We start from the raw sequence: 21,608 nt of genomic DNA, 5'->3' as shown, positions 1-21,608 counted from the left end.
CCATTCATCGCTCATCAACAGCCGCGAGGAGCTACCAGGAATGAACCGATTGGTTACGGCCAAGCTGACCGCCCGGACGCGGGCCTCGACCTCCATGGCCTTCTCTGTGGCGGTTGCCCGCAATTCCGGTTATTCCGCAGTCGATGAAGTCCTGGAAGTCACTGCCGACGGCGAACCGGTGGCACTCACCCCCGTCGCTGACGTCCACGGCGGAATCCTCCACACGCTGACGCTCGAGCAACCCGCGAACCTTGAACTGAACTATCGCGCCGAGGTGTCCGGCGTTGCTGACGAGCCCGAGAAGGACGACGCCGACCTCGTCCGTTACGTGCGCCCCAGCCGTTACTGCGAGTCGGACCGGTTGCTGCCGACCTCGTACGCTTTGTTCGGGTCTCTGCAGGGCAGCGAACTGCTGTCCGCAGTGCGGGAATGGGTGAGCGGAAATCTCAGCTATGTTTCCGGCTCCTCGCGCCATACCGACGGCGCGACTGACACGCTGCTGGCGCGGCGCGGAGTCTGCCGCGACTACGCTCATCTGGCGATCGCACTGCTGAGGGCCAAAGATGTTCCCGCCCGGCTTGTGTCGGTTTACGCGCCCGGCCTGACGCCGATGGACTTCCACGCTGTCGTGGAGGCGTGGGTGGACGGCGCCTGGCATGTCATCGATGCAACCGGCCTCGCGCCGAGGACCAACCTGCTGCGCATCGCAACGGGCCGGGACGCCTCGGACACGGCCTTCCTGTCGACGGTCGGCGGGAGCCTCACACTGGACACCCTCAAGGTCACCGCCACGGTGGACACCCTGCACGACGACGACGGCGCTTCCCTCGTCCGTCTCCGCTAGCGCATCTCCGCACGGAGGCCGGAAGAGGCGGTCACCTCGACCCGTGCGCGCCGTCGTCGTTCTCGAGGCCGGCCCTGATTTTCGCCGTCAGGGCCAGCAGCTGCTCCATCTCCGCCTCGTCCAGCAACGGACCGAGCAGGCCGTGAATGGTGCGCACGTGTGCCGCACCGATCTCCCGCTGCAGTCGCCGGCCTTCATCGGTAAGTGCAAGCAGCACGCCCCGCTGATCGTCGGGTGCCTGCTTGCGCTGAATGAGGCCCTTCGATTCCAGCCGTTCCGCCATCCGGCTGAGGCTCGGCTGGCTGATCAGGAGGTGGCTGTTGAGCTCGTTGAGGCGGGTCCAGCCGGTGGGGCAGCGGCTGAGGTTGAACAGCACGTCGTATTCGCCGATCGCGAGGTTCGAAAAAGACGGGTCCCTCCGCAGCCGCCGCATCACCGCGACCTGTGCCCGGAAGAGGGACTCCCAGGCGTCAGCGGTGAGGCGCAGCGGTGTGGCCGGTGTCTCAGGCATTGGCAGGCACCGCAGCCTTCCGGTTCTCGAACGTCGGGGGAGCGGGAACGTTGGCAGGCGTGCGCTCGGCGAATTCCTTGCGCAGCGTGGGCAGGACGTCTGATCCGAACAGGTCAAGCTGCTCCAGCACCGTCTTGAGCGGCAGCCCGGCATGGTCGACGAGGAACAGCTGGCGCTGGTAATCGCCGAAGAACTCGCGGAAGGTCAGAGTCTTGTCGATCAGCTCCTGCGGGCTGCCCACGGTCAGCGGCGTCTGGGACGTGAAGTCCTCGAGGGAGGGCCCGTGGCCGTACACCGGCGCGTTGTCGAAGTAGGGCCGGAACTCGTTGACGGCGTCCTGCGACTTGGGCCGGATGAAGAACTGCCCGCCCAGTCCGACGATCGCCTGCTCGGGCGTGCCGTGGCCGTAGTGCGCGTACCGCTCACGGTAGAGCGAAATGAGCTGCTGGTAGTGCTCCTTGGGCCAGAAGATGTTGTTCGCGAAATAGCCGTCACCGTAGTAGGCGGCGATCTCGGCGACCTGCGGCGTGCGGATGGAACCGTGCCAGACAAAGGGGGCAACGCCGTCGAGCGGGCGGGGAGTGGAGGTGAAGTTATGCAGGGGGGTGCGGTGCTTGCCCTCCCACGTCACGACGTCCTCGTCCCAGAGCCGGCGCAGCAGATGGTAGTTCTCGACCGTGAGGTCAACGCTGTCCTGCGGGTTCTTGCCGAACCAGGGGTAGACCGGCGCGGTGTTTCCACGTCCCAGAATGAGGTCCACCCGGCCGTCAGCAAGATGCTGGAGCATGGCGTAGTCCTCGGCGATCTTGACCGGGTCATTGGTGGTGATCAGCGTGGTGGACGTCGAGAGGATGATCCGCGAGGTCTGCGCCGCGACGTAACCGAGCATGGTGGTGGGGGAGCTGGGTACGAACGGCCGGTTGTGGTGTTCACCGGTTGCAAAGACATCGAGGCCGACGTCCTCGGCATGCTTGGCGATGGTCACCATTGCCTTGATGCGTTCGTGCTCAGTGGGAACAGTGTTGGTGGTGGGGTCAACCGTTACATCGCCGACGCTGAAGATACCGAGTTGCATGGGATTCCTCCTCCTAGAAGTACATGCATTTGCATCTACTGTACTGCCTAACCACGCCCTTTACGCATTTGTTCCCGCTGAACACCGGGGCCGGGCGGGCGTGCATTCCCCGTTGGGCGTCGGCGCCGCAGCTTGGTCAGCACAACCCCGAGAACGACAAGCGCTCCGCCAAGCGGTTGGTTCCAGCTGAAGGTTTCCCCCAGCACCAGAACACCGGCGATCACTCCAACGACAGGAGTGAGGTAGGTGACCGAGGACGCGCTCGTCGCGCCCCAACCGGTGACGATCTCGGTGTTCCAGATGTAGGCGAGCCCCGTACTCAGCGCACCGAGAGCAAGGATGGACAGTACTACGGGTAGCTCCAGAACTACCGGCTGCAGCGCGGTGAAGGGAGCCAGAACAAGCGCGACGACGGCCCCCAGCCCTACCTGGACAAACGCCACTGACGCCGCCGGCAGGCCAAGCGGGCTGATGAAGCGGCGGATCCAGACGAATCCGATGCCATAACACGCCGTGGCACCAAGGCACATCAGCTGCCCGGCCAGTTCCCCGCCGCCGCTCGTTGGCGCGCCGACCGGCAGGCCGACCACCACCAGGACTCCCAGGAATCCGAGCGCCAGTCCGCCCGCTGCACGGCGTGTCAGCCGCTCGCCGGGCAAGGCGAGGATCGCAACCAGTGCGGTGAGCAGCGGCGTCGTTGCGTTGTAAATGCTGGCCAGCCCGGACGAGATCATGGTCTCCGCAGCCGCAAACAGGGTGAAGGGGACTACACAGAGAAACGCCCCGAGGACGAAAAGGTGCCCCCAGACCTTGAGTCCGCGCGGAAGGGGTACTTTGCCGGCCCAGACCACCAGGCCCAGGGTCAGCGCACCGATCAGCAGCCGACCCAGAACCACCTGACTGGGTGAAAGCCCCTCCAACGCCACCTTGATGAACAGGAAGCTGCATCCCCAGGCCAGAGCGAGGAAGGCGAAGCGCAGCACAAGGCCAAGAGTGGACGGTGGATTCATGCACCGACTCTAGCGCTGCAGGGAGAGTTCCGACTCGCGGGTTTCAGCCATCATGGTCGGGGTTTCGCGCCGGCCCTCCACCAGCCGGTACAGCACCGGAACCAGAACCAGGGTCAGCAGGGTCGAGGAGACCAGGCCACCGATGACGACGACGGCGAGCGGCTGCGAGATAAACCCGCCTTCCCCTGTCAGGCCGAGTGCCATCGGGGTCAGGGCGAACACCGTTGCCAGCGCAGTCATCAGGATCGGACGCAACCGTTGCCGGGCTCCACGGGTGATTGCGTCCGCAACGCCGAGCCCGGGCGAACCATCATGCGGGCGTCGATACTGGTTGATAAGGTCGATCAGGACGATTGCGTTTGTCACCACGATGCCCACCAGCATCAGCATGCCGATCAGCGAAGGCAGTCCCAGCGGGATCCCGGTGACCACCAGCAGCGCAATCGCTCCGGTGGCCGCGAACGGAACCGAAACGAGCAGGATCAGCGGCTGGATGAGGCTCTTGAAGGTGGCGACCATGATCACGTAAACGATTGCCACCGCCGCCCAGAGTGCGAGGAAAAGCTGCCCGAACGACTCCGCCTGCTGCTCGGACGCACCGCCCAGTGTGGCCGTCGCACCGGCGGGAAGCGTCACCCCGTCCAGCCGCTCGGTCACCGCAGCGGTGAGCGCACCCAGGTTGTCTTCCGAGGGCGTGATGGAAATCTGTGCCGTACGTTCACCGTTGGAACTGGTGATCGTGAGGGGAACCTGCACTTCCTCGACCGTCGCCACGTCCGTCAGCGGTACCGGTCCGGCAGGAGTCGGAACCGAGAGATTGCGCAGTTGGTCGATGCCGGTGATCTCGGTCCCTTCCCCGATGAGGATGGGATAGTCGGTGGCCTCCAGACGGACCGAGCCACCGGGGATGGCGCTGATGTTGCCTCCCAGCAACGCGCCGATCTGCCCTTCGGTGAGACCGGCGCGTACTGCCGCGGCGCGGTCCACACTCACCTGGATCTGTGGCTGTGCGGATGCCAGGTTGGACGTAATGTCCCGCGCTCCCGGTACCCCCTCCAGAGCGCCGACGACGGCGTCACTGGCCTCGGCCAGAATGTCCGGCTCCGGCGCGGTGATGTCGATGTCCACGGTGCTGGAGGTGCCGAAGCCGCCCTGTTGGCTGGACAGGGAAATGTTTCCCGCGTCTTCGAGTTCATTGAGCGCGGCGCGGACGTCATTCTGGAGTTGTTGCTGGTCCGCGTCTTCCTCGGTGGTCACCGTGAACTGAGCGGTGGAAGCTCCGGCTGAGAATCGTGCGCCGAGCGCTCCCGGAGCGTTGCCCACGGTTACCTGAACGTCGCGGATCTCCTCGAACCGGGACAGGACCTCCTCCACGCGCCCGGCCTCCGCTACGGTGTTCTCCACACTGGATCCCGGTTGCTGGCGCTGGGAAATGCTGAAGCTGTTCTGGCCGGAGTTGCCGAGCAGGTTCGTCTGCATGAAGGGCACCAGTGCCACGGTTCCGGCAAGCACAAGGACACCCGCTACGACGGTCCACACCGGGTGGCGTTGCGTGACACGCAGGACCGGAAGGTATCCGCGCTGCAGCCAGGACCGTTGCTCCTTCTCCTCGGCCAGGTGCCGTTGCCTTGCGGCGGCCGTCTTGGGGTCCATTCCATCAGAGGAGCGGGTGGCGCGCGGCAGGAACCAGTAGGCCAGCACCGGGACGATGGTCAACGACACCGCCAGTGAGGCCAACAGTGCGATGGTGACGGTCAGCGCGAATGGACGGAAAAGCTCGCCAGCGAGGTCGCCGACAAAGGCGATGGGCGCGAAGACCGCCACCGTGGTCAGGGTAGAGGCGGTGATCGCCCCGGCCACCTCGCGGATGGCGGTGAGAATAGCCGTTCGCTTGTCCTCCCCATAGCTCAGGTGCCGCTTGATGTTTTCGATGACGACGATCGAATCGTCAACCACACGGCCGATGGCGATGGTCAGCGCACCCAGCGTCAGGATGTTGAGTGAGTAGCCCGTGGCCGCCAGTCCGATGAACGTGATCAGCAGTGACAACGGGATGGACACCGCCGTGACCAGCGTGGAGCGAGCCGAGAGCAAAAACACCAGAATAACGACGACGGCGAAGCCAAGTCCCAGCAGTCCTTCCGTGGTGAGGTCGGCGATGGACCGCTCAATGAACGGAGCCTGGTCGAAGATGACCGTGATACTCGCTCCGTCGCCCAGTTCAGCTTCAAGCTCGGGAATCAGGGCAGTCACGGCGTTGGAGAGCGTGACGGTGTCGGCGGAAGGGACCTTAGTAACGGTCAGTGCTAGTGTCTCAACGCCGTTGGTCCGGGTGATGGAGGTGGCGTCGTCGTCGGCTATGGCCACTTCCGCAACCTCACCGATGGTTGCGGCCTCCGCCGGTGCAACGCCGTCCACCCGCTCCGAAGTCAGGATGGGAAGGTTCCGGATGTCGTCGAGGGACTCGACCGGACTTCCGGCCTGGATGGTGAGGGAGCGTTCGCCCTCTTCAAGCGTGCCGATGGGGAACAGCTCGCCGTTGTTCTCCAGTGCGTCCACGATGTCACCGACGGCGACTCCGCGCTCGGCAAGATCGCCGTCCCGCGGCAGGATGGAGATGTGCTGTTCCGCGCCGCCGGTGATCTCAGCGCTGCGGACGCCTTCAACCTTCTGCAGCCGCGGCACGGTCAGCCGTGCAAGTTCCTCGCCCAACGTGCTGAGCGGCTGATCCGAGGACACTGCCATGAACACCACGGGCAGGTCATTGATGCTGCCGGCCAGGGACTGGGGCTCGACCTCCTCGGGGAGGACAGGACGGACCGTGGAAATGGCTCGGTCCACCTGGGCGCGTGCCCGGTCAAGGTCGGTGCCGTAGGCGAACATCAGGCTGACCGTTGAAACGCCGTTGCGGGACGTCGCCGATGACGACTCCAGCCCCTCCACACCGCTCAGCGCGCTTTCCAGGGGCTCGCTCACCTGCTTGTCCAGGTACTCAGGGCTGGCGCCGGGCAGGGAGGACACCACGGTGACCTGGGGGAACTCCAGTGAGGGAATGAGCTCCTGCTTGAGGGAGCCCATGGTGATCACCCCGAACACCGCCGCGAAGACGGTGATCAGGGCGATCAGTGCGCGATTCCCCAGGGAAAGCTGCGCCAAACGGAACATTGGTTCTGCCTTCTGCGGGCAACCAGTCCTGGCGGCGCCGCTGTCTACTTGAGTCCCAGGACCTCGTCGGTCATTGACAGGATGTCATCAGCCAGAGACTCATTCTCGTTGAGTTTCGTGCCGTAGCCAGGGATCATTTCCTTCAATTTGGGCTCCCAGGCAGCAAGCTGACCGGGGAAGCATCGGCGGATCAGCTCGATCATGATCGGTGCCGCCGTTGATGCGCCAGGGGAAGCACCCAGGAGGGCGCCGACAGTACCGTCTGCCGAGGTGATGACCTCGGTGCCGAACTGCAGGACGCCGCCCTTGCCGGGCGCCTTCTTGATGACCTGTACACGCTGCCCGGCGGTAATCAGTTCCCACCGGTTACCGTCAGCAGAAGGGACGAACTCGTTGAGGTACTCGTTCTTCGCTTCACGCTTTTTGAGGACCTCGCTGATGAGGTACTTGGTCAGCGGGATATTGTCCTTGCCGACAGCGAGCATCGGCACGAGGTTGGACGGGCGGATGGACGAAGGCAGGTCCAGCAGCGATCCGCGCTTCAGGAACTTGGTGGAGAAGCCTGCATAGGGGCCGAACAACAGGGAACGCTCACCGTTGACATACCGGGTGTCCAGGTGCGGGACCGACATGGGCGGAGCTCCGACCGATGCCTGCCCGTACACCTTCGCGTTGTGCTGGTTGACGGTGTCCGGATTGGTGCAGCGAAGGAACTGTCCCGAAACGGGGAATCCTGCGAAGCCGCGTCCCTCCGGAATACCGCTCTTCTGCAGCAGGTGCAGCGCGCCACCGCCGGCTCCGATGAACACGAAGCGCGTGTTGACGGTGGAGGACTGGCCGGTCGCGCGGTTGCGCACCGTCACGTCCCAGCGGTTCTGAGAGGTCTTGGAGAGGTTGGTGACGTCGTGTCCGTAGCGGAGGTCGACGTCGTTCTCGCCAAGGTAACTCGTGAGACTGCGGGTAAGCGCGCCGAAATCGACATCGGTTCCGCCGGCGACCCGGGAAGCAGCAACCTGCTGCGACGGGCTGCGATCCTTCACGAGCAGCGGCGCCCACTCGGCGATGGCGGAGTGGTCCGTGGCGAACTCGATGGACTTGAAGAGCGGCTGTGCGCGGAGGGCTTCATACCGGCGGCGGAGGTACTCCACATTGCCTTCGCCCCACACAAAGCTCATGTGCGGAACGGCGTTGATGAAGCTGCCGGGGTCACCCAGGTGGCCGTTCGAGACCATGTGCGCCCAGAACTGCCGGGAGATCTGGAACTGCTCGTTGATGGCGATGGCCTTGGCCGGATCCACTGAGCCGTCCCTCGCCGCGGGGGAGTAATTCAGTTCGCAGAGAGCTGCATGGCCGGTTCCGGCGTTGTTCCAGGGGTCGGAGCTTTCCAGCCCTGCACGGTCCAGCCTCTCAAAGAGGCTGATGCTCCAGTCGGGCTGCAGCTGCTTGAGGAACGCACCAAGGGTTGCGCTCATGATTCCGCCGCCAATAAGAACGACGTCAGTGTGGTTCGCGGGCTTTCCCGCCTGGCTGTCAGCAGTCACGATGGGTCTCCAATAGCAAGGGCGCTAGCCCTAGAAGCGTAGCCTCTGGGAGAGGGGTTCCCTAAATTGGAAAGGCCTCCCGGGGCGTGATCCTTGTCCCAGTTCACGCGCCCTGACATTCACGCTGCTTAGTCCCGCGCTTCGGGCGTCGGCTGCTCGACTTCGGCGAGGTCGATCATGTTGAACACCTCGTGCATCACGGGGCTCACCGGATAACTGAGCACTTTGGGGGAGACCACCGCGGCCGAGATAGGAAAGGCCAGAGGGACGGCCGGGATATCGACGGCGATGCTCTCGTTGATGTCCCGGTACGCGGCCGTCCGGTCCTCTCCGTTCGGCAGCGTGACAGCGCGGGCGATCTTGCTGAACAGCTGGCTGTCGCGGAACGCGAACTCCTCGCTGTAATCGCTGAAGAGCTCGCCGACGAATGTGTCCGGATCCTGATAGCTTCCGCTCCACCCGAGCAGGTGGAAGGCGCGGGCGTCGTCATTCTGGACAGTCTCGATATAGCCTTCGGACCACTCGGTGGGCACGGGCTGGATATTGAAGCCGGCTTCGGTGAGCTGCCGGCTCAACTCGGCATAGACCTTCTCCGGGGAGGAAAGGTAGGGGCGCGAGACGTTGCGGGGGTAGTGGAAGGGGAGGGGTTCGCCGTCGTAGCCTGCCTCCGCGAGCAGTTCCTTCGCTCGTTCCGGGTTGTAGTCGTATTCGGTCAGCTCATCGTTGGTGACGCCGAGTTTGGGCGGAGTGAACTGGTTCGCGGGACTTGTGCCGTTGAGGAAGCGGCCCTCGATCAGGGCCTGCTTGTCCACAGCATGGGCGACTGCCTGCCTGAACAGTACGTCGTCGACGCCGGGGAAATCCTGGTTCATACCGAGGTAGAGGACCGAGTAGGGGTCGCGCTGAAGAATCTGCTGTCCCTGACGGGCGAGTTCCGCTGCGTTATCGACCGTGACGAGGTCGTATCCGTCGATCTCCCCCCGGAGCAGGGCCCGCAGCCTCGCGTCGGTGTGGGGGAGGGTGCGGAAAGTCACCGTCTGTATCTCGCCCGGGGTGCCCCAGTACTCCTCGAAAGCGCTGAGGGTCACCTCGCCCTCCGACCACGCCTCGAAGGTGAACGGTCCCGTGCCCACGGGGCTGAGGGCAAATTGGGAGAGCCGCCTGCCGTCCTGTTCCACGGTCAGCTGGTTGGCATTGAGCTCCTCGAGGGCCTTGGGCGAGGCTATTCCGAACGCCGGCAGCGCGAGGGCCGGAATGAAGGATGTCAGCCGCCCGGTCAGCTGGATGAGCACCCGGTGTTCCCCGAGCGGCCGGCAGGAGTCATAGAGTGACTCCTCGGGAGCGTCGGAGAAGGCCTTGAACACGGACTTGAAAGCGATCGATGCGTCGAGTTCCCGCGTTTCCGGCGGCATCGTGTACCAGCGCTCGAAGTTCGCGCAGACAGCCTCCGCGTTGAATGGCTCGCCGTCGTGAAAGACGACGTCCTCCCGCAGCTCAAACGCATAGGCGCGGCCTTCGTCGCGTTCCTCCCACGATGTGGCCAGCAGGGGTGCCGGTTCCGACGTGAGGGGATCAATTCCGACCAAACCCTCCAGCATCTGGCGCGTGATGCGGTAGGACTCGGTGTCGGCGACGAGTGCCGGGTCAAGGCCCGCAGGGTTCGCAGCGGTACCGAAAGTGAACGTGCCGGTGGTGGTGTCTTCCACGGGGACCGGGGCTGCCGACGTGGCCGCCGCCGTCGTCGTCGGTGTGGGCGCCGGGGTGGCAGCGGTGCACGCAGTCAGGCCGAGCACCGTTGCCGCAGCAAGCGGACGCAGCAGGGACGCCGGCACATTACGACGGCGGTGCATGGGGCTCGCTGGCATGGTCTCCTCGGGCGCGCGTGCAGTAGGCAGCTACTGCGGACGGAGTTTCCAGTGTAGGTCACAGGGCTGGCCGCAGCCTGAGAACCAAGTGGCCGGCGGCCAAGGAAAAGGCGGGTATCCGCACCGGAATGCAGATACCCGCCTTCGGTCCCTGAACCTGATTAGAGGAGTCGGATCAGGGAGTCATGAGGGGATTGCTCCCCACCTGTGCACAGCGCTGGCTACTCAGCCGGCGGCATCAGGATGGCATCGATGAGATAGACAGTGGCATTGGCGGTCTGAACGCCACCGCAGATGACCGCTGCGCCCTCTTCGCCGACGGTGATTGCATCGCCTTCACCCTCAACCATCAGCTCGGCGCCGTTGACTGTGGTGTGGGTGCCTGCGACCTCATCGGGAGCGAGCTGGCCCTCGACAACGTGGTAGGTCAGGATGCCCTGCAGCAGATCCGCGTCCGTCTGCAACGACTCGACCGTTGCCGCATCAAGTGCCTCGAAGGCCTCGTCAATCGGTGCAAACACTGTGAACTCGCCGCCGTTCAGAGTGTCAACCAGGTCAACATCAGGATTGAGCTCGCCCGATACAGCAGCCGTCAGCTGGGTCAGCAGGGGGTTGTTGGAAGCTGCGGTGGCGACCGGGTCCTGAGCCATTCCTGCAACCGAACCGTCGCCCTCGGGCACCTGCTCGGCGTATCCTTCACAGCCAGGTCCAACGAGGTTGGCTGCGGGGTCCATCGCCTCGTCGGAGGCCTCGCTTGTCATCTCCTCCGTTGCCTCGGCAGTTGACTCGGTTGTTGTCGACTCCGTCGTTTCCGTATCGCTGCTGGCGGTTCCTTCGCCGCCGCCGCATGCTGCCAGGCCGAACATGGCCACAGCCGCGACACCGAGTACGGAGAGGTTCCTGCTCTTCAGAAGTCCCATTACATTTCTCCTTCATTCATACCGACCCGTTCGGCAAACCCGACGGTCCGAAATACCGGACGAACATCGTGTCGATGTCTCACGTCTAGTTCGGGTGAGGGATGAGAGTGGATGGGTGGTCGATACAGAAACTTCCGGACAGCCTCTGGGCCGGTCGTTAAATGGATCAGCCCTCCACCAGTAGTGGAGGGCTGATCGCCCCGGGGTGAGCCGGACGAGCATTTCGCTGTGCGCAAGGGGGGACTCGAACCCCCACGTCCGAAGACACTGGAACCTAAATCCAGCGCGTCTGCCAATTTCGCCACTCGCGCGGGCTGCCGGCCGGCCGAAGCCGTCCAACGCACGATCCATTGTACTCAGGTCGAACGTCGTTCAGTCCTTCGGTTACGGCCGTAGCCGAAGTCAGCTGATTCCGAGGTCACGCCGCAGTTTGGCGACATGACCGGTGGCCCTTACGTTGTACTGGGCCAGCGCGACCTGACCGGATCCGTCGACGACGACCGTTGACCGGATGAGGCCCTCGTAGGTCTTGCCGTAATTCTTCTTCTCGCCCCAGGCTCCCCAGGCTTCCGCCACGGCATGGTCGGGATCTGACAGTAGGGGAAAGGTGAGCTCCTCTTTCTCGCTGAAGGAGCGCAGTTTGGTTTCCCCGTCCGGTGAAATGCCGATCACCCTGTAACCTGCGGAAGCGAGCGATGCGAGACTGTCGCGGAAATCGCAGGCCTGCGTCGTGCACCCGGGTGTAGCCGCTGCAGGGTAGAAATAGACAACGACGTTCTCGCCGGCGAAGTCGCCTAGCGATACGGTGGAACCGTCCGCCGATGTGAGCGTGAAGTCGGGAGCGCGGTCCCCGGTCTGAAGTCGTTCTGCCATGTGAGTCTCTCTCTTCGGTCTCAATTGTGCATCAGCCGTGTGGCTCTCCGGATTTGCGGCCAAGCCCCCGCTATCATATGTGGGTGGATTTGAAGGTCCCCCAAGAGAACCGCACAGGGCGGCGTGGGGCGGAAGGAAGTTTTCAGCTGATGCCGGATCTCGAGCAATGGCCTACAGGTCGACTACTGACGACGGCCGCTCGGTTGGTGGAGCATGCATGGAATGAGCGTCTGGTTTCCATCGGCGTCACGCACGCCGGTGTGATAGCCCTCGGCGTATTGGAGTCGCAGGGTGCCATGACTCAGGCCAACCTCGCCCAAATGGTGCGTGTGCAGGCCCAGACCATGGGCAAAACATTGTCACGTCTGGAATCACGCGGACACATCGCGCGGGTTCGCAGCGAGGTTGATCGTCGCAGCCACGCGGTCTCGATCACACCAGCCGGCCGCCGTGCCCTGGCCGAAGCGCAGGACGTCGAGCGCACGCTTATCGCCGGCGAAGGACTTGTGTCGAACGAACTCCGATCCCATCTTCAGGGAGTCATCCGGGATCTCGGCGCACCGCGCTGGAGCTGGGAGACTGCTGCACCCGGTGCAGGTGTACCAGAGGTGGTCGTAACAGGATCCACCACCGGTTCCGGCGTCTGATTCGTCGCGCCGACGGGGGACGTGACAGTCCGCACCCCGTGCACGCTCATCTCCTGGAGGCGGCCGGTTGATCCGGCTGCCTCTTTCATTTCCGGCGGTGGGGCACTCTTTCATTTCCGGCGGTGGGGCAGGGCGGTGGGGAACATCGCCGGACAACAAAAAATCCTCCCGTCGGACCATGTCCGACGAGAGGATTCTTTCCCTGTGCACCCCCCGGGACTCGAACCCGGAACCCATTGATTAAGAGTCAATTGCTCTGCCAGTTGAGCTAGAGGTGCCTGCGAAATTCGGTTCAACCGCCCTCCGCAACAGCACTAAACTCTACCAGCACTTTGGCGAAATGTTTAAATCGCGGCACTGAATGTGAGCTACTGCATCTCGACCTGCAGAATCCGGGATCCGTTGCCCTCATTAGTGGCGATCAGCAAGCCGCCGTCTGGACCGGCGATGGTGTCCCGCAGCCGTCCATAGGCGCTGTCAAAGAAGCTGACCGGTTCCTCGGCGAAACCGTCGGGCAACGGAACCTTCCATAGCCGTTCGCCCCGCAGCCCCCCGACGTAGGCAATGTCCCCGACAATGGCCAGACCGCTGGGGGAGGACGTCGCTGTGGACGGCCAGACCACCTGGGCGTCAATGAAGTTGTTGTTGCCGGGCGCTCCTGTGACGGTCGGCCACCCATAGTTGCCGCCGGGCACGATGAGATTCAGTTCGTCATCGCGATCGGGTCCGAACTCGCTCGCCCACAGCCGATCCTCGGAGTCCCAGGCGAGCCCCTGCACGTTGCGGTGACCGAGCGAGTACACGGCAGTGCCGAAGGGGTTGCCGGGCGCGGGCTCCCCCTGGGCGGTCACCCGGAGAATTTTCCCACCCAGGCTTGCCTGGTCCTGTGCGTTTCCGGCCTCGGCGGCGTCGCCTGTGCCGATATACAGGTAACCGTCGGGCCCGAACTTGATTCGACCCCCGTTATGGATGTTCGCCTTGGGGATCCCGGTCAGCACCTCCTCAAGGCCACTGAGACCACCCTTCTCCTCATAGGCCATGCTCACTACTCGGTTATCGGCTGCGCTGGTGTAGTAAAGGAACACCCGCTGCTCTTCGGCAAAGCCGGGAGCGACAGCGATTCCCAACAAGCCGCCCTCGCCACCTGCAGTGATGGCGTCCTCAACGACCCCGACTACCTCGACCCTGCCGTCCCGGATGCGTTTCACTTCCGCGCTGTCCCGCTCTGTGACGAGCAGGCCCCCGTCCGGCAGGAGCGCCATTCCCCACGGAAGTGCGAGCCCGCTCGCGACGTTGCCCGTGACCGTCGGTTCGACCGGTGGCGGATCCGGTTCGGGGACGGGCGCTTGTGAAGCGGACGAGGGAGGCCCGGACTGCTGCACGATCGGAGCGGGCTCGGCTCCGCCGTCGCATGCAGTTAATCCGGTGAGAAGAACGGCTACTACGGCCATACCTGTGCAGTGTCGGCAGGACAAGACCGGGCGGCGCATTGGTCAGTACTTCCGGTGCGGGTTGGGAACGACCGTCTCCCCGGAGGTCATGCTCCACTCATCCGCGCGACCGGCGGTATGAGCAGGCACCGGTGATGGAGCATCCGCAGACGTGAGCGCGCCTGAGGTGGATCGGGCCGCGGGATCGGTTCCGGAGCGGCTCAGATGCCGGAGAACCGTTAGTGCCACAGCGAGAAGAAGCAGGGCCCAGAGTGCCGGGTCCAGCCGGTCGTCCCGCTTGTCCTGCCGCGCGGCCCGCATGACTAGAACGTTACGACCACCGAAAACCGCTGTCCATACCGGCGCGTTTAGGCTGATCCCATGACACCTCCTGCCATTCGTACTGTTTCCGTGCCCGACCGCGATCTTCTGGACGCACTGCAGCCGGCGCCCGGCGGTCTGGACCTTGTCGTGTGGGACTTCAAGGATGCGCCGGTGGGTGCGGATCTGGAAGACATCGACGTCGCGATACTGCCCTATATGCAGCGGGGGGATCTTAGTGACCAGCTGCAGTCCGCTCCGGCGCTCAAGTTGGTCCAGACGCAGTCCACCGGGTACGAGGGCGTGGCGGAGATGGCCGGGGACGGCGTCGCGGTGTGCAGCGCCGCTGGAGTCCACGCAGCGGCTACGGCGGAGATGGCCGTTGGACTGGCCATCGCATCGCTTCGCGGCATCGATGTGGCGGTGCGCAACCAGCGGGAGGGCCAGTGGAAGCCGGCTCGTTATCCGGGGCTGGCTGACCGCAGCGTCCTGCTGCTCGGAGTCGGCGGGATCGGAGAGGAGATCGCCAAGCGCCTCGACCCGTTCGAGGTCGAGCTCACAAGGGTGGGCAGCACTGCACGTTCTGATGAACGGGGACAGGTCCACGGCAGCGACGAACTTCTTGAACTGGCCGCCCGTCACGACGTGCTGATCGTTATCACACCGCTGTCTGACTCGACGCGCGGCCTGGTGGGGCGCGAGGTCCTGGCCGCGTTGCCGGACGGCGCACTCGTAGTGAATGTGGCACGGGGCCCCGTGGTGGATTCGGAGGCCCTGACGGCAGAAGTCGTCAGCGGAAGGCTCCGCGCCGCGGTCGACGTATTCGATCCCGAGCCGATTCCCGCAGGGCACCCGCTGTGGAGCGCCGAGAACGCGATCATCACCCCCCATAACGGCGGAAATACGGGCGCATTCTGGCCGCGGATCGTTCGGCTGCTGCGGCGGCAGCTCGAAGCACTGGCTGCGGGGCAGGAGCCCGCGAACCTCGTGGTTCGAGGCCCTTGGGGCTGAAGCCGCGGTCCCGGTTCGGGAGACGTCTGAGCGCTACGCCATCCCGATGAATGCCTGCATGAACAGTTCGAAATCAGCGCAGTCGTCTGCCTGCTCAAGCCGGAACTGCCTGTCGGAAGAGGTCCTGAGGGCCGCTTCCGCGGTAACGCCGAAACGGAACGTTCTTCCGGTGTTCGTACCTACCTCGTAATCCCCGTCCGTCAACCGGATCGCATGGGACAGGTTGGTCATGTTCAGTTCCACCGGAACGCCTCCGCCCGTGAGGGTCTGGCCGTTGACGGGCGCCACCATGAGCTCGGCGGGTTGCCAGCGGTAACCGATGACGTAGTATCTGGGCCGATTGATGCGGGCACCGTGCGCATCCCTGCCCTCGCGCCGCTCATTCGCGGCGAAGACCAGGTTGTAATCGCCATAGTTCGGGATCTGGGAATCGAAAATTCCCCGCAGTATGGTCTTCAGGGCGTCGCTTCCGGACTCGTCGTGGAGATCGTGCGGCAGCTGGGGGGTCATGTGGGAAGCCTGGGTAGGGAAAGTGCCGGCGGGATGGCTGGTCAGAATGCGGCAGCCGACGGCGGCCGCATGAAGTCCGCGCGACCACCCTACCCGAAGAACCCAGTAGCGTCTGGTTCGCTTCCTGAAGTGCGGATGTTCGACGCTGCCGAACGCTGATTGTGGTGCGTAACACGCGCGCGGGCACCTGTAACAGGTGGGTCACACGCGCGAGCCGGTGCCGGGCCGGGCCTAGACTTTGATGCATGAGCGTGGAAAGCGAAGCGAAGGTAACACCAGACATCAAGCCAAGAAGCCGTGCGGTCACCGACGGTATGGAACGCGCACCTGCCCGCGGCATGTTGCGCGCCGTGGGAATGGGCGATGATGACTTCGCCAAACCGCAGATCGGCGTAGCGAGCTCCTGGAACGAGATTACGCCCTGCAACCTTTCGCTGAACCGGTTGGCGCAGGGGGCGAAGGAGGGCGTGCACGCTGCCGGGGGCTTCCCCATGCAGTTCGGCACCATCTCGGTCTCCGACGGTATCTCCATGGGCCACGAAGGAATGCACTTTTCCCTCGTCTCGCGGGAGGTCATCGCCGACTCCGTCGAGACTGTGATGGAAGCGGAACGGATCGACGGCTCTGTCCTGCTCGCAGGCTGCGACAAGTCGCTGCCCGGCATGCTCATGGCTGCCGCCCGCCTCAACCTCTCGAGTGTTTTCCTCTACGCAGGTTCGATCATGCCCGGCTGGGTGAAGCTGGAGGACGGCACGGAGAAGGAAGTCACCCTGATTGACGCCTTTGAAGCGGTGGGTGCCTGTGCCGCCGGAAAGATGTCCAAGGGCGATCTGGACCGTATTGAACGTGCCATCTGCCCGGGCGAGGGAGCTTGCGGCGGCATGTACACCGCGAACACCATGGCCTGCATCGGCGAGGCTCTCGGCATGTCCCTCCCAGGTTCCGCCGCACCGCCGTCGGCCGATCGCCGCCGCGACGAATTCGCCCGGAAGTCCGGCGAGGCCGTGGTCAACCTGCTGCGCCGCGGCATCACGGCCCGCGACATCATGACCAAGGAGGCATTCGAGAACGCCATCGCGGTCACCATGGCGTTCGGTGGCTCCACCAACGCGGTGCTTCACCTGCTGGCCATCGCCTGGGAGGCGGAGGTGGACCTCACGCTCGATGACTTCAACCGCATCGGCGACCGGATCCCCCACCTCGGGGACCTGAAGCCCTTCGGTCGGTACGTCATGACCGATGTCGACAAGATCGGCGGTGTGCCCGTCATCATGCGTGCGCTCCTGGACGCCGGCCTCCTGCACGGTGATGTGCTCACCGTGACCGGCAAGACCCTCGCCGAGAACCTCGAGTCCATCAATCCGCCGGACCTTGACGGCAAGATCCTGCGCGCAATGGATAACCCGATCCACAAGACGGGCGGCATCACCATCCTCCACGGCTCCATGGCTCCGGAAGGTGCGGTCGTGAAGAGTGCCGGCTTCGATGCGGACGTCTTCGAAGGCACCGCGCGTGTCTTCGAGCGGGAGCAGGGCGCGCTCCAGGCACTGGCAGCAGGCACCGTCAAAGCGGGCGACGTCGTCGTTATCCGCTACGAGGGGCCCAAGGGTGGACCGGGGATGCGGGAGATGCTTGCCATCACCGGCGCCATCAAGGGTGCAGGCCTCGGCAAGGACGTGCTCTTGCTGACCGACGGCAGGTTCTCCGGCGGCACCACCGGGCTGTGCATCGGGCACGTGGCGCCGGAGGCTGTCGACGGCGGGCCGATTGCCTTCGTCAAGGACGGTGACAGGATCCGGGTGGACATCCCTAACAGGACCTTCGACCTGCTGGTCGAACCGGAGGAACTCGAGAACCGGAAGGTCGGCTGGGAGCCGTTGCCCGCGCGTTACACCCGGGGAGTGCTTGCGAAGTACTCGAAGCTGGTGCACTCGGCATCCGAGGGCGCGTACTGCGGTTAGTTCGGCGCCGGTTATCGCTTTGCAGGAGGATGACGACGGCGGCTGCGTGCCGCCGTCGTCGCCGTCGGTTAGTGTCCAATAACTGGAACGGATGTCCACATGGTGAGACACCGGGAGGCTCTGTTGACACTGTCGGCGGGGGAGTGAAAACTACAGGTATGCAGCACGTATCCGTAGTCCTAGTTACCAAGCGCGTGGCCTAAAGCCCCGACTGGTACTCCTACGTCACGCGCAAACCCCTCGCAGAGCCCACCAGGCTGAGGGGTTTTTTTGTTCCCACCGAACACGAAGCGCAGCACATTTGCGCAGCGATCACGCTGCGCTGGATACAAAGGAAGTTCAAGGATGTCCAAGGGATCGCCCATCAGCCCAGCGCTGATGGCAGCCAAACAGCCCGCTCCGGCGGGCCCCGTCCAGCAACCGGGTAGGGACGCAGCAACGGGCACCGCTCAGGTCAGTCCCGTCCTGGGGCCCAACCGGGTGGTGCCGCCCACTCAGATGTCCGGGTCCCAGGCGATCGTACGCGCCCTCGAAGAACTCGGCGTGGATGACATCTTCGGCCTTCCGGGCGGTGCGATCCTTCCGACCTACGACCCGCTGATGGCCTCCAGCAAGCTGCGCCATATCCTCGTTCGCCATGAGCAGGGTGCCGGGCACGCGGCTCAGGGGTATGCAATGGTCACCGGCCGGCCGGGCGTATGCATTGCCACCTCCGGTCCCGGCGCCACCAACCTGGTCACCGCAATCGCCGATGCACACATGGACTCCGTGCCCATGGTTGCCATCACCGGCCAGGTATCCAGCGCCGTGATCGGATCCGATGCGTTCCAGGAAGCGGACATCGTCGGCATTACCATGCCGATCACAAAGCATTCCTACCTGGTGACGAAGGCACAGGACATCCCCAGGGTCCTGGCCGAGGCATTCCACATTGCGAGCACCGGCCGTCCCGGGCCCGTGCTGGTGGACATCGCCAAGGATGCGCAAGTCGGGCCAATGACTTTCTCGTGGCCGCCGAAGGTGGATATCCCCGGTTACCGCACCGTTGTCCGCGGACACTCCAAGCAGGTCCGTGAGGCCGCGCGCCTCATCATGGCTTCGGAACGTCCTGTGTTCTACGTGGGCGGCGGCGTCATCAAGGCACACGCCGCTGCGGAACTGCTGGAACTTGCGGAGCTCCTCGGTGCACCGGTGGTCACCACCCTCATGGCCCGCGGAGTTTTTCCGGACTCCCACCCGCAGCACGTCGGGATGCCCGGCATGCACGGCTCGGTATCCGCGGTGACGGCGCTGCAGCAGTCCGACCTGCTGATCACGCTCGGCGCGCGCTTCGATGACCGCGTAACCGGTGTACTCGCGAGCTTCGCGCCCGGAGCCAAGGTCATCCACGCAGACATCGATCCGGCCGAAATCTCCAAGAACCGGACGGCCGACGTGCCGATCGTCGGCTCGGTCAAGGAGATCATTCCGGAGTTCACGGCCGCCCTGCGCGAGCAGTTCGCCTCCGCCGGCGCACCGGATTTCAGCGCCTGGTGGACCGTGTTGAACCGCCTGCGGGACAGCTATCCGATCGGGTTCACGCAGCCCGAGGACGGTCTCTCCGCTCCGCAGCACGTGATCCAGCGCATCGGCGAGCTGACCGGCCCCGAAGCTGTCTACGCAGCCGGCGTCGGGCAGCACCAGATGTGGGCAGCCCAGTTCATCAAGTACGAGCGTCCTCACGCCTGGCTGAACTCGGGCGGTCTGGGCACCATGGGCTACGCAGTACCCGCGGCCATGGGAGCGAAAGTGGGCAACCCGGACCGCGTGGTGTGGGCAATCGACGGTGACGGTTGTTTCCAGATGACCAACCAGGAACTCGCGACCTGCGTCATCAACAACATCCCAATCAAGGTCGCGGTCATCAACAACTCGTCTCTGGGCATGGTGCGTCAGTGGCAGACCCTCTTCTACGAGGGCCGCTACTCGAACACTGACCTGAACACCGGCCACAACACCGTCCGCGTGCCTGACTTTGTGAAGCTCGCCGATGCCTACGGCTGCGCCGGGCTCCGCTGCGAGCGGGATGAGGATATCGACGCCACCATCCAGCAGGCGCTCGAGATCAACGACCGCCCCGTCGTCGTCGACTTTGTTGTCAGCCGTGACTCAATGGTCTGGCCCATGGTGCCCGCGGGTGTCAGCAACGACCTCATCCAGATCGCCCGTAACTTGACCCCGGACTGGGAGCAGGAGGACTAACAATGGCCCGTCATACCCTTTCCGTTCTGGTCGAGGACGTTCCCGGCGTCCTCACTCGCGTTGCCAGCCTTTTCGCGCGGCGCGCCTTCAATATCAACTCCCTGGCTGTCGGCCCCACGGAGGTGGCCGGGATGTCCCGGATCACCGTGGTGGTCGAAGCCGAGGGTGACCTGCTGGAGCAGGTCACCAAACAGCTGAACAAGCTCATCAACGTCATCAAAATTGTTGAGTTGGTTCCCGAATCTTCCGTGCAACGCGACCACATCCTGGTCAAGGTCCGTGCGGATGCCGCAACACGGCTGCAGGTAACCCAGGCAGCAGATCTGTTCCGTGCTTCAGTGGTTGACGTGTCCACCGACTCGTTGATCATCGAAGCCACCGGCACCGCCGAAAAGCTCTCCGCACTGCTCTCGGTGCTGGAGCCGTTCGGCATCCGCGAAATAGTGCAGTCCGGGACGCTGGCGATCAGCCGCGGCGCCAAGTCCATGAGCGACAGGGCGCTGAGAAGCGCCTAGCGGACGCGCCTCACCAGCTTTCAAGTACCCGAATCCCCGCTTGCCCACGATCGGTGGGCAGCAGAATCACATCACAGGAGAAATACAAGTGACCGAGTTGTTTTACGACGACGATGCAGACCTTTCGATCATCCAGGGCCGCACCGTGGCTGTTATCGGGTACGGCAGCCAGGGCCACGCTCACGCGCTGAGCCTCCGCGACTCCGGCGTCGACGTCCGCGTCGGTCTGAAGGAGGGCTCGAAGTCCCGCGCCAAGGCTGAAGCTGAGGGCCTCCGCGTTCTCAACGTTGCCGATGCCGTCGCAGAGGCCGACCTCATCATGGTGCTTACCCCGGACCAGGTTCAGCGCCACGTCTACGCAGACGACATTGCTCCCAATCTGCAGGCCGGCGATGCCCTCTTCTTCGGCCACGGATTCAACATCCGCTACGGCTACATCCAGCCTCCAGCCGACGTTGACGTCGCCCTCGTGGCGCCCAAGGGCCCCGGCCACATCGTGCGCCGTGAGTTTGAAGCCGGCCGCGGCGTCCCCGACCTGATTGCTGTGGAGCAGAACCCTTCGGGCAAGGCCCGTGAACTGGCGCTGTCCTACGCCAAGGCGATCGGCGGCACCCGTGCGGGCGTCATCGAGACCACTTTCACCGAAGAGACCGAAACGGACCTCTTTGGTGAGCAGGCTGTTCTGTGCGGTGGTGCATCCCAGCTCATCCAGTACGGTTTCGAGACGCTGACCGAGGCAGGTTACAAGCCTGAGGTCGCGTACTTCGAGGTACTGCACGAGCTGAAGCTCATCGTCGATCTGATGGTGGAGGGCGGCATTGCCAAGCAGCGCTGGAGCGTCTCCGACACTGCAGAGTACGGCGACTACGTCTCCGGTCCCCGCGTCATCGATCCGTCGGTGAAGGAGAACATGAAGGAGGTCCTCGCGGACATCCAGAACGGCGCCTTCGCCAAGCGGTTCATCGACGACCAGGACGCCGGTGCTCCTGAGTTCGCCAAGCTGCGCAAGCAGGGTGAGGATCACCCGATCGAGGCAACCGGCCGTGAGCTGCGCAAGCTCTTCTCCTGGATCAAGACCAACGACGACTACACCGAAGGTTCAGTCGCCCGCTGATTCATGCAGGATTGCAGGTGACGGCCGGACCGGCGGAGCTTTCCGCCGGTCCGG

The 21,608-nt window shown here is 64.2% G+C and carries 18 protein-coding genes and 2 tRNA genes; 7 read left to right on the top strand and 13 right to left on the bottom strand.

Features of this window, described 5'->3' with window-relative positions; all coding sequences use genetic code 11:
* The first annotated feature begins 40 nt into the window (after positions 1–40).
* On the top strand, positions 41–844 hold the full coding sequence (locus M1D74_RS10060) for a transglutaminase-like domain-containing protein (protein ID WP_458115232.1): 804 nt from the start codon (positions 41–43) through the stop codon (positions 842–844).
* A 31-nt stretch (positions 845–875) separates the two neighbouring features.
* Here M1D74_RS10060 and M1D74_RS10055 read toward each other — a convergent pair whose 3' ends face one another.
* From M1D74_RS10055 to bcp, 9 genes are all read right to left on the bottom strand, one after another.
* A complete protein-coding gene (locus M1D74_RS10055) occupies positions 876–1,355 on the bottom strand; it encodes a MarR family winged helix-turn-helix transcriptional regulator (RefSeq protein ID WP_309071578.1) in 480 nt (159 codons plus the stop codon).
* Entirely contained in the window at positions 1,348–2,430 is a 1,083-nt protein-coding gene (locus M1D74_RS10050) for an LLM class flavin-dependent oxidoreductase (protein ID WP_458115231.1), read from the bottom strand. Before M1D74_RS10050 ends, M1D74_RS10055 begins: the two co-directional genes overlap by 8 nt.
* 47 nt (positions 2,431–2,477) lie before the next feature.
* Positions 2,478–3,440, bottom strand: a complete 963-nt coding sequence (locus M1D74_RS10045; RefSeq protein WP_458115230.1) for a DMT family transporter — start codon at positions 3,438–3,440, stop codon at positions 2,478–2,480.
* A 9-nt stretch (positions 3,441–3,449) separates the two neighbouring features.
* Entirely contained in the window at positions 3,450–6,605 is a 3,156-nt protein-coding gene (locus M1D74_RS10040; protein WP_309071581.1) for an efflux RND transporter permease subunit, read from the bottom strand.
* Positions 6,606–6,649: 44 nt separating this feature from the next.
* Positions 6,650–8,146 (bottom strand): malate:quinone oxidoreductase, encoded by a 1,497-nt coding sequence (locus M1D74_RS10035; RefSeq protein WP_309071582.1) that lies wholly within the window; start codon positions 8,144–8,146, stop codon positions 6,650–6,652.
* 128 nt (positions 8,147–8,274) lie between these two features.
* Positions 8,275–10,011 carry an ABC transporter substrate-binding protein gene (locus M1D74_RS10030; protein ID WP_458115229.1) on the bottom strand — a complete coding sequence of 579 codons (1,737 nt, stop codon included), beginning with the start codon at positions 10,009–10,011 and terminating at the stop codon, positions 8,275–8,277.
* A 221-nt stretch (positions 10,012–10,232) separates the two neighbouring features.
* Positions 10,233–10,931 carry a fasciclin domain-containing protein gene (locus M1D74_RS10025; protein WP_458115228.1) on the bottom strand — a complete coding sequence of 233 codons (699 nt, stop codon included), beginning with the start codon at positions 10,929–10,931 and terminating at the stop codon, positions 10,233–10,235.
* A 229-nt stretch (positions 10,932–11,160) separates the two neighbouring features.
* Positions 11,161–11,242, bottom strand: a tRNA-Leu gene (locus M1D74_RS10020).
* 91 nt (positions 11,243–11,333) lie between these two features.
* Positions 11,334–11,804 carry a thioredoxin-dependent thiol peroxidase gene (gene bcp, locus M1D74_RS10015; RefSeq protein ID WP_309071585.1) on the bottom strand — a complete coding sequence of 157 codons (471 nt, stop codon included), beginning with the start codon at positions 11,802–11,804 and terminating at the stop codon, positions 11,334–11,336.
* A 149-nt stretch (positions 11,805–11,953) separates the two neighbouring features.
* On the opposite strand from bcp, the gene M1D74_RS10010 reads away from it, so the two are divergent.
* Positions 11,954–12,451: a MarR family winged helix-turn-helix transcriptional regulator gene (locus M1D74_RS10010; RefSeq protein ID WP_309071586.1), complete on the top strand. Its 498-nt coding sequence runs from the start codon at positions 11,954–11,956 to the stop codon at positions 12,449–12,451.
* Positions 12,452–12,656: 205 nt separating this feature from the next.
* Here the strand turns inward: M1D74_RS10010 and M1D74_RS10005 are convergent.
* The 3 genes from M1D74_RS10005 to M1D74_RS09995 form a co-directional block, all read right to left on the bottom strand.
* Positions 12,657–12,729: transfer RNA gene (locus M1D74_RS10005), tRNA-Lys, on the bottom strand.
* Positions 12,730–12,819: 90 nt separating this feature from the next.
* Positions 12,820–13,833: a PQQ-dependent sugar dehydrogenase gene (locus tag M1D74_RS10000; protein WP_458115227.1), complete on the bottom strand. Its 1,014-nt coding sequence runs from the start codon at positions 13,831–13,833 to the stop codon at positions 12,820–12,822.
* Positions 13,834–13,944: 111 nt separating this feature from the next.
* Positions 13,945–14,202, bottom strand: coding sequence for a hypothetical protein (locus tag M1D74_RS09995; RefSeq protein ID WP_458115226.1), 258 nt, complete (start codon positions 14,200–14,202; stop codon positions 13,945–13,947).
* Between the two features lie 60 nt (positions 14,203–14,262).
* Here M1D74_RS09995 and M1D74_RS09990 point away from each other — a divergent pair, with 60 nt between their 5' ends.
* Entirely contained in the window at positions 14,263–15,213 is a 951-nt protein-coding gene (locus tag M1D74_RS09990; RefSeq protein WP_458115225.1) for a 2-hydroxyacid dehydrogenase, read from the top strand.
* Between the two features lie 33 nt (positions 15,214–15,246).
* On the opposite strand, the gene M1D74_RS09985 is transcribed toward M1D74_RS09990, so the two are convergent.
* Positions 15,247–15,723, bottom strand: a complete 477-nt coding sequence (locus M1D74_RS09985) for a hypothetical protein (RefSeq protein WP_458115224.1) — start codon at positions 15,721–15,723, stop codon at positions 15,247–15,249.
* 245 nt (positions 15,724–15,968) lie between these two features.
* Between M1D74_RS09985 and ilvD the strand changes: the two genes are divergently transcribed.
* The 4 genes from ilvD to ilvC all read left to right on the top strand — a co-directional run bounded on the left by ilvD (position 15,969) and on the right by ilvC (position 21,554).
* Positions 15,969–17,684, top strand: a complete 1,716-nt coding sequence (gene ilvD / locus M1D74_RS09980; protein ID WP_458115223.1) for a dihydroxy-acid dehydratase — start codon at positions 15,969–15,971, stop codon at positions 17,682–17,684.
* A gap of 345 nt (positions 17,685–18,029) precedes the next feature.
* A complete protein-coding gene (locus M1D74_RS09975; protein WP_458115222.1) occupies positions 18,030–19,925 on the top strand; it encodes an acetolactate synthase large subunit in 1,896 nt (631 codons plus the stop codon).
* Positions 19,926–19,927: 2 nt separating this feature from the next.
* On the top strand, positions 19,928–20,440 hold the full coding sequence (gene ilvN / locus M1D74_RS09970) for an acetolactate synthase small subunit (RefSeq protein ID WP_309071800.1): 513 nt from the start codon (positions 19,928–19,930) through the stop codon (positions 20,438–20,440).
* 88 nt (positions 20,441–20,528) lie between these two features.
* Entirely contained in the window at positions 20,529–21,554 is a 1,026-nt protein-coding gene (gene ilvC, locus M1D74_RS09965; protein WP_309071801.1) for a ketol-acid reductoisomerase, read from the top strand.
* Positions 21,555–21,608 lie beyond the last annotated feature (54 nt).

This window comes from Arthrobacter sp. D2-10, assembly GCF_054161285.1.
Note: the sequence above shows the minus strand (reverse complement) of the source record. Positions and strands in the feature narration are given on the sequence as shown.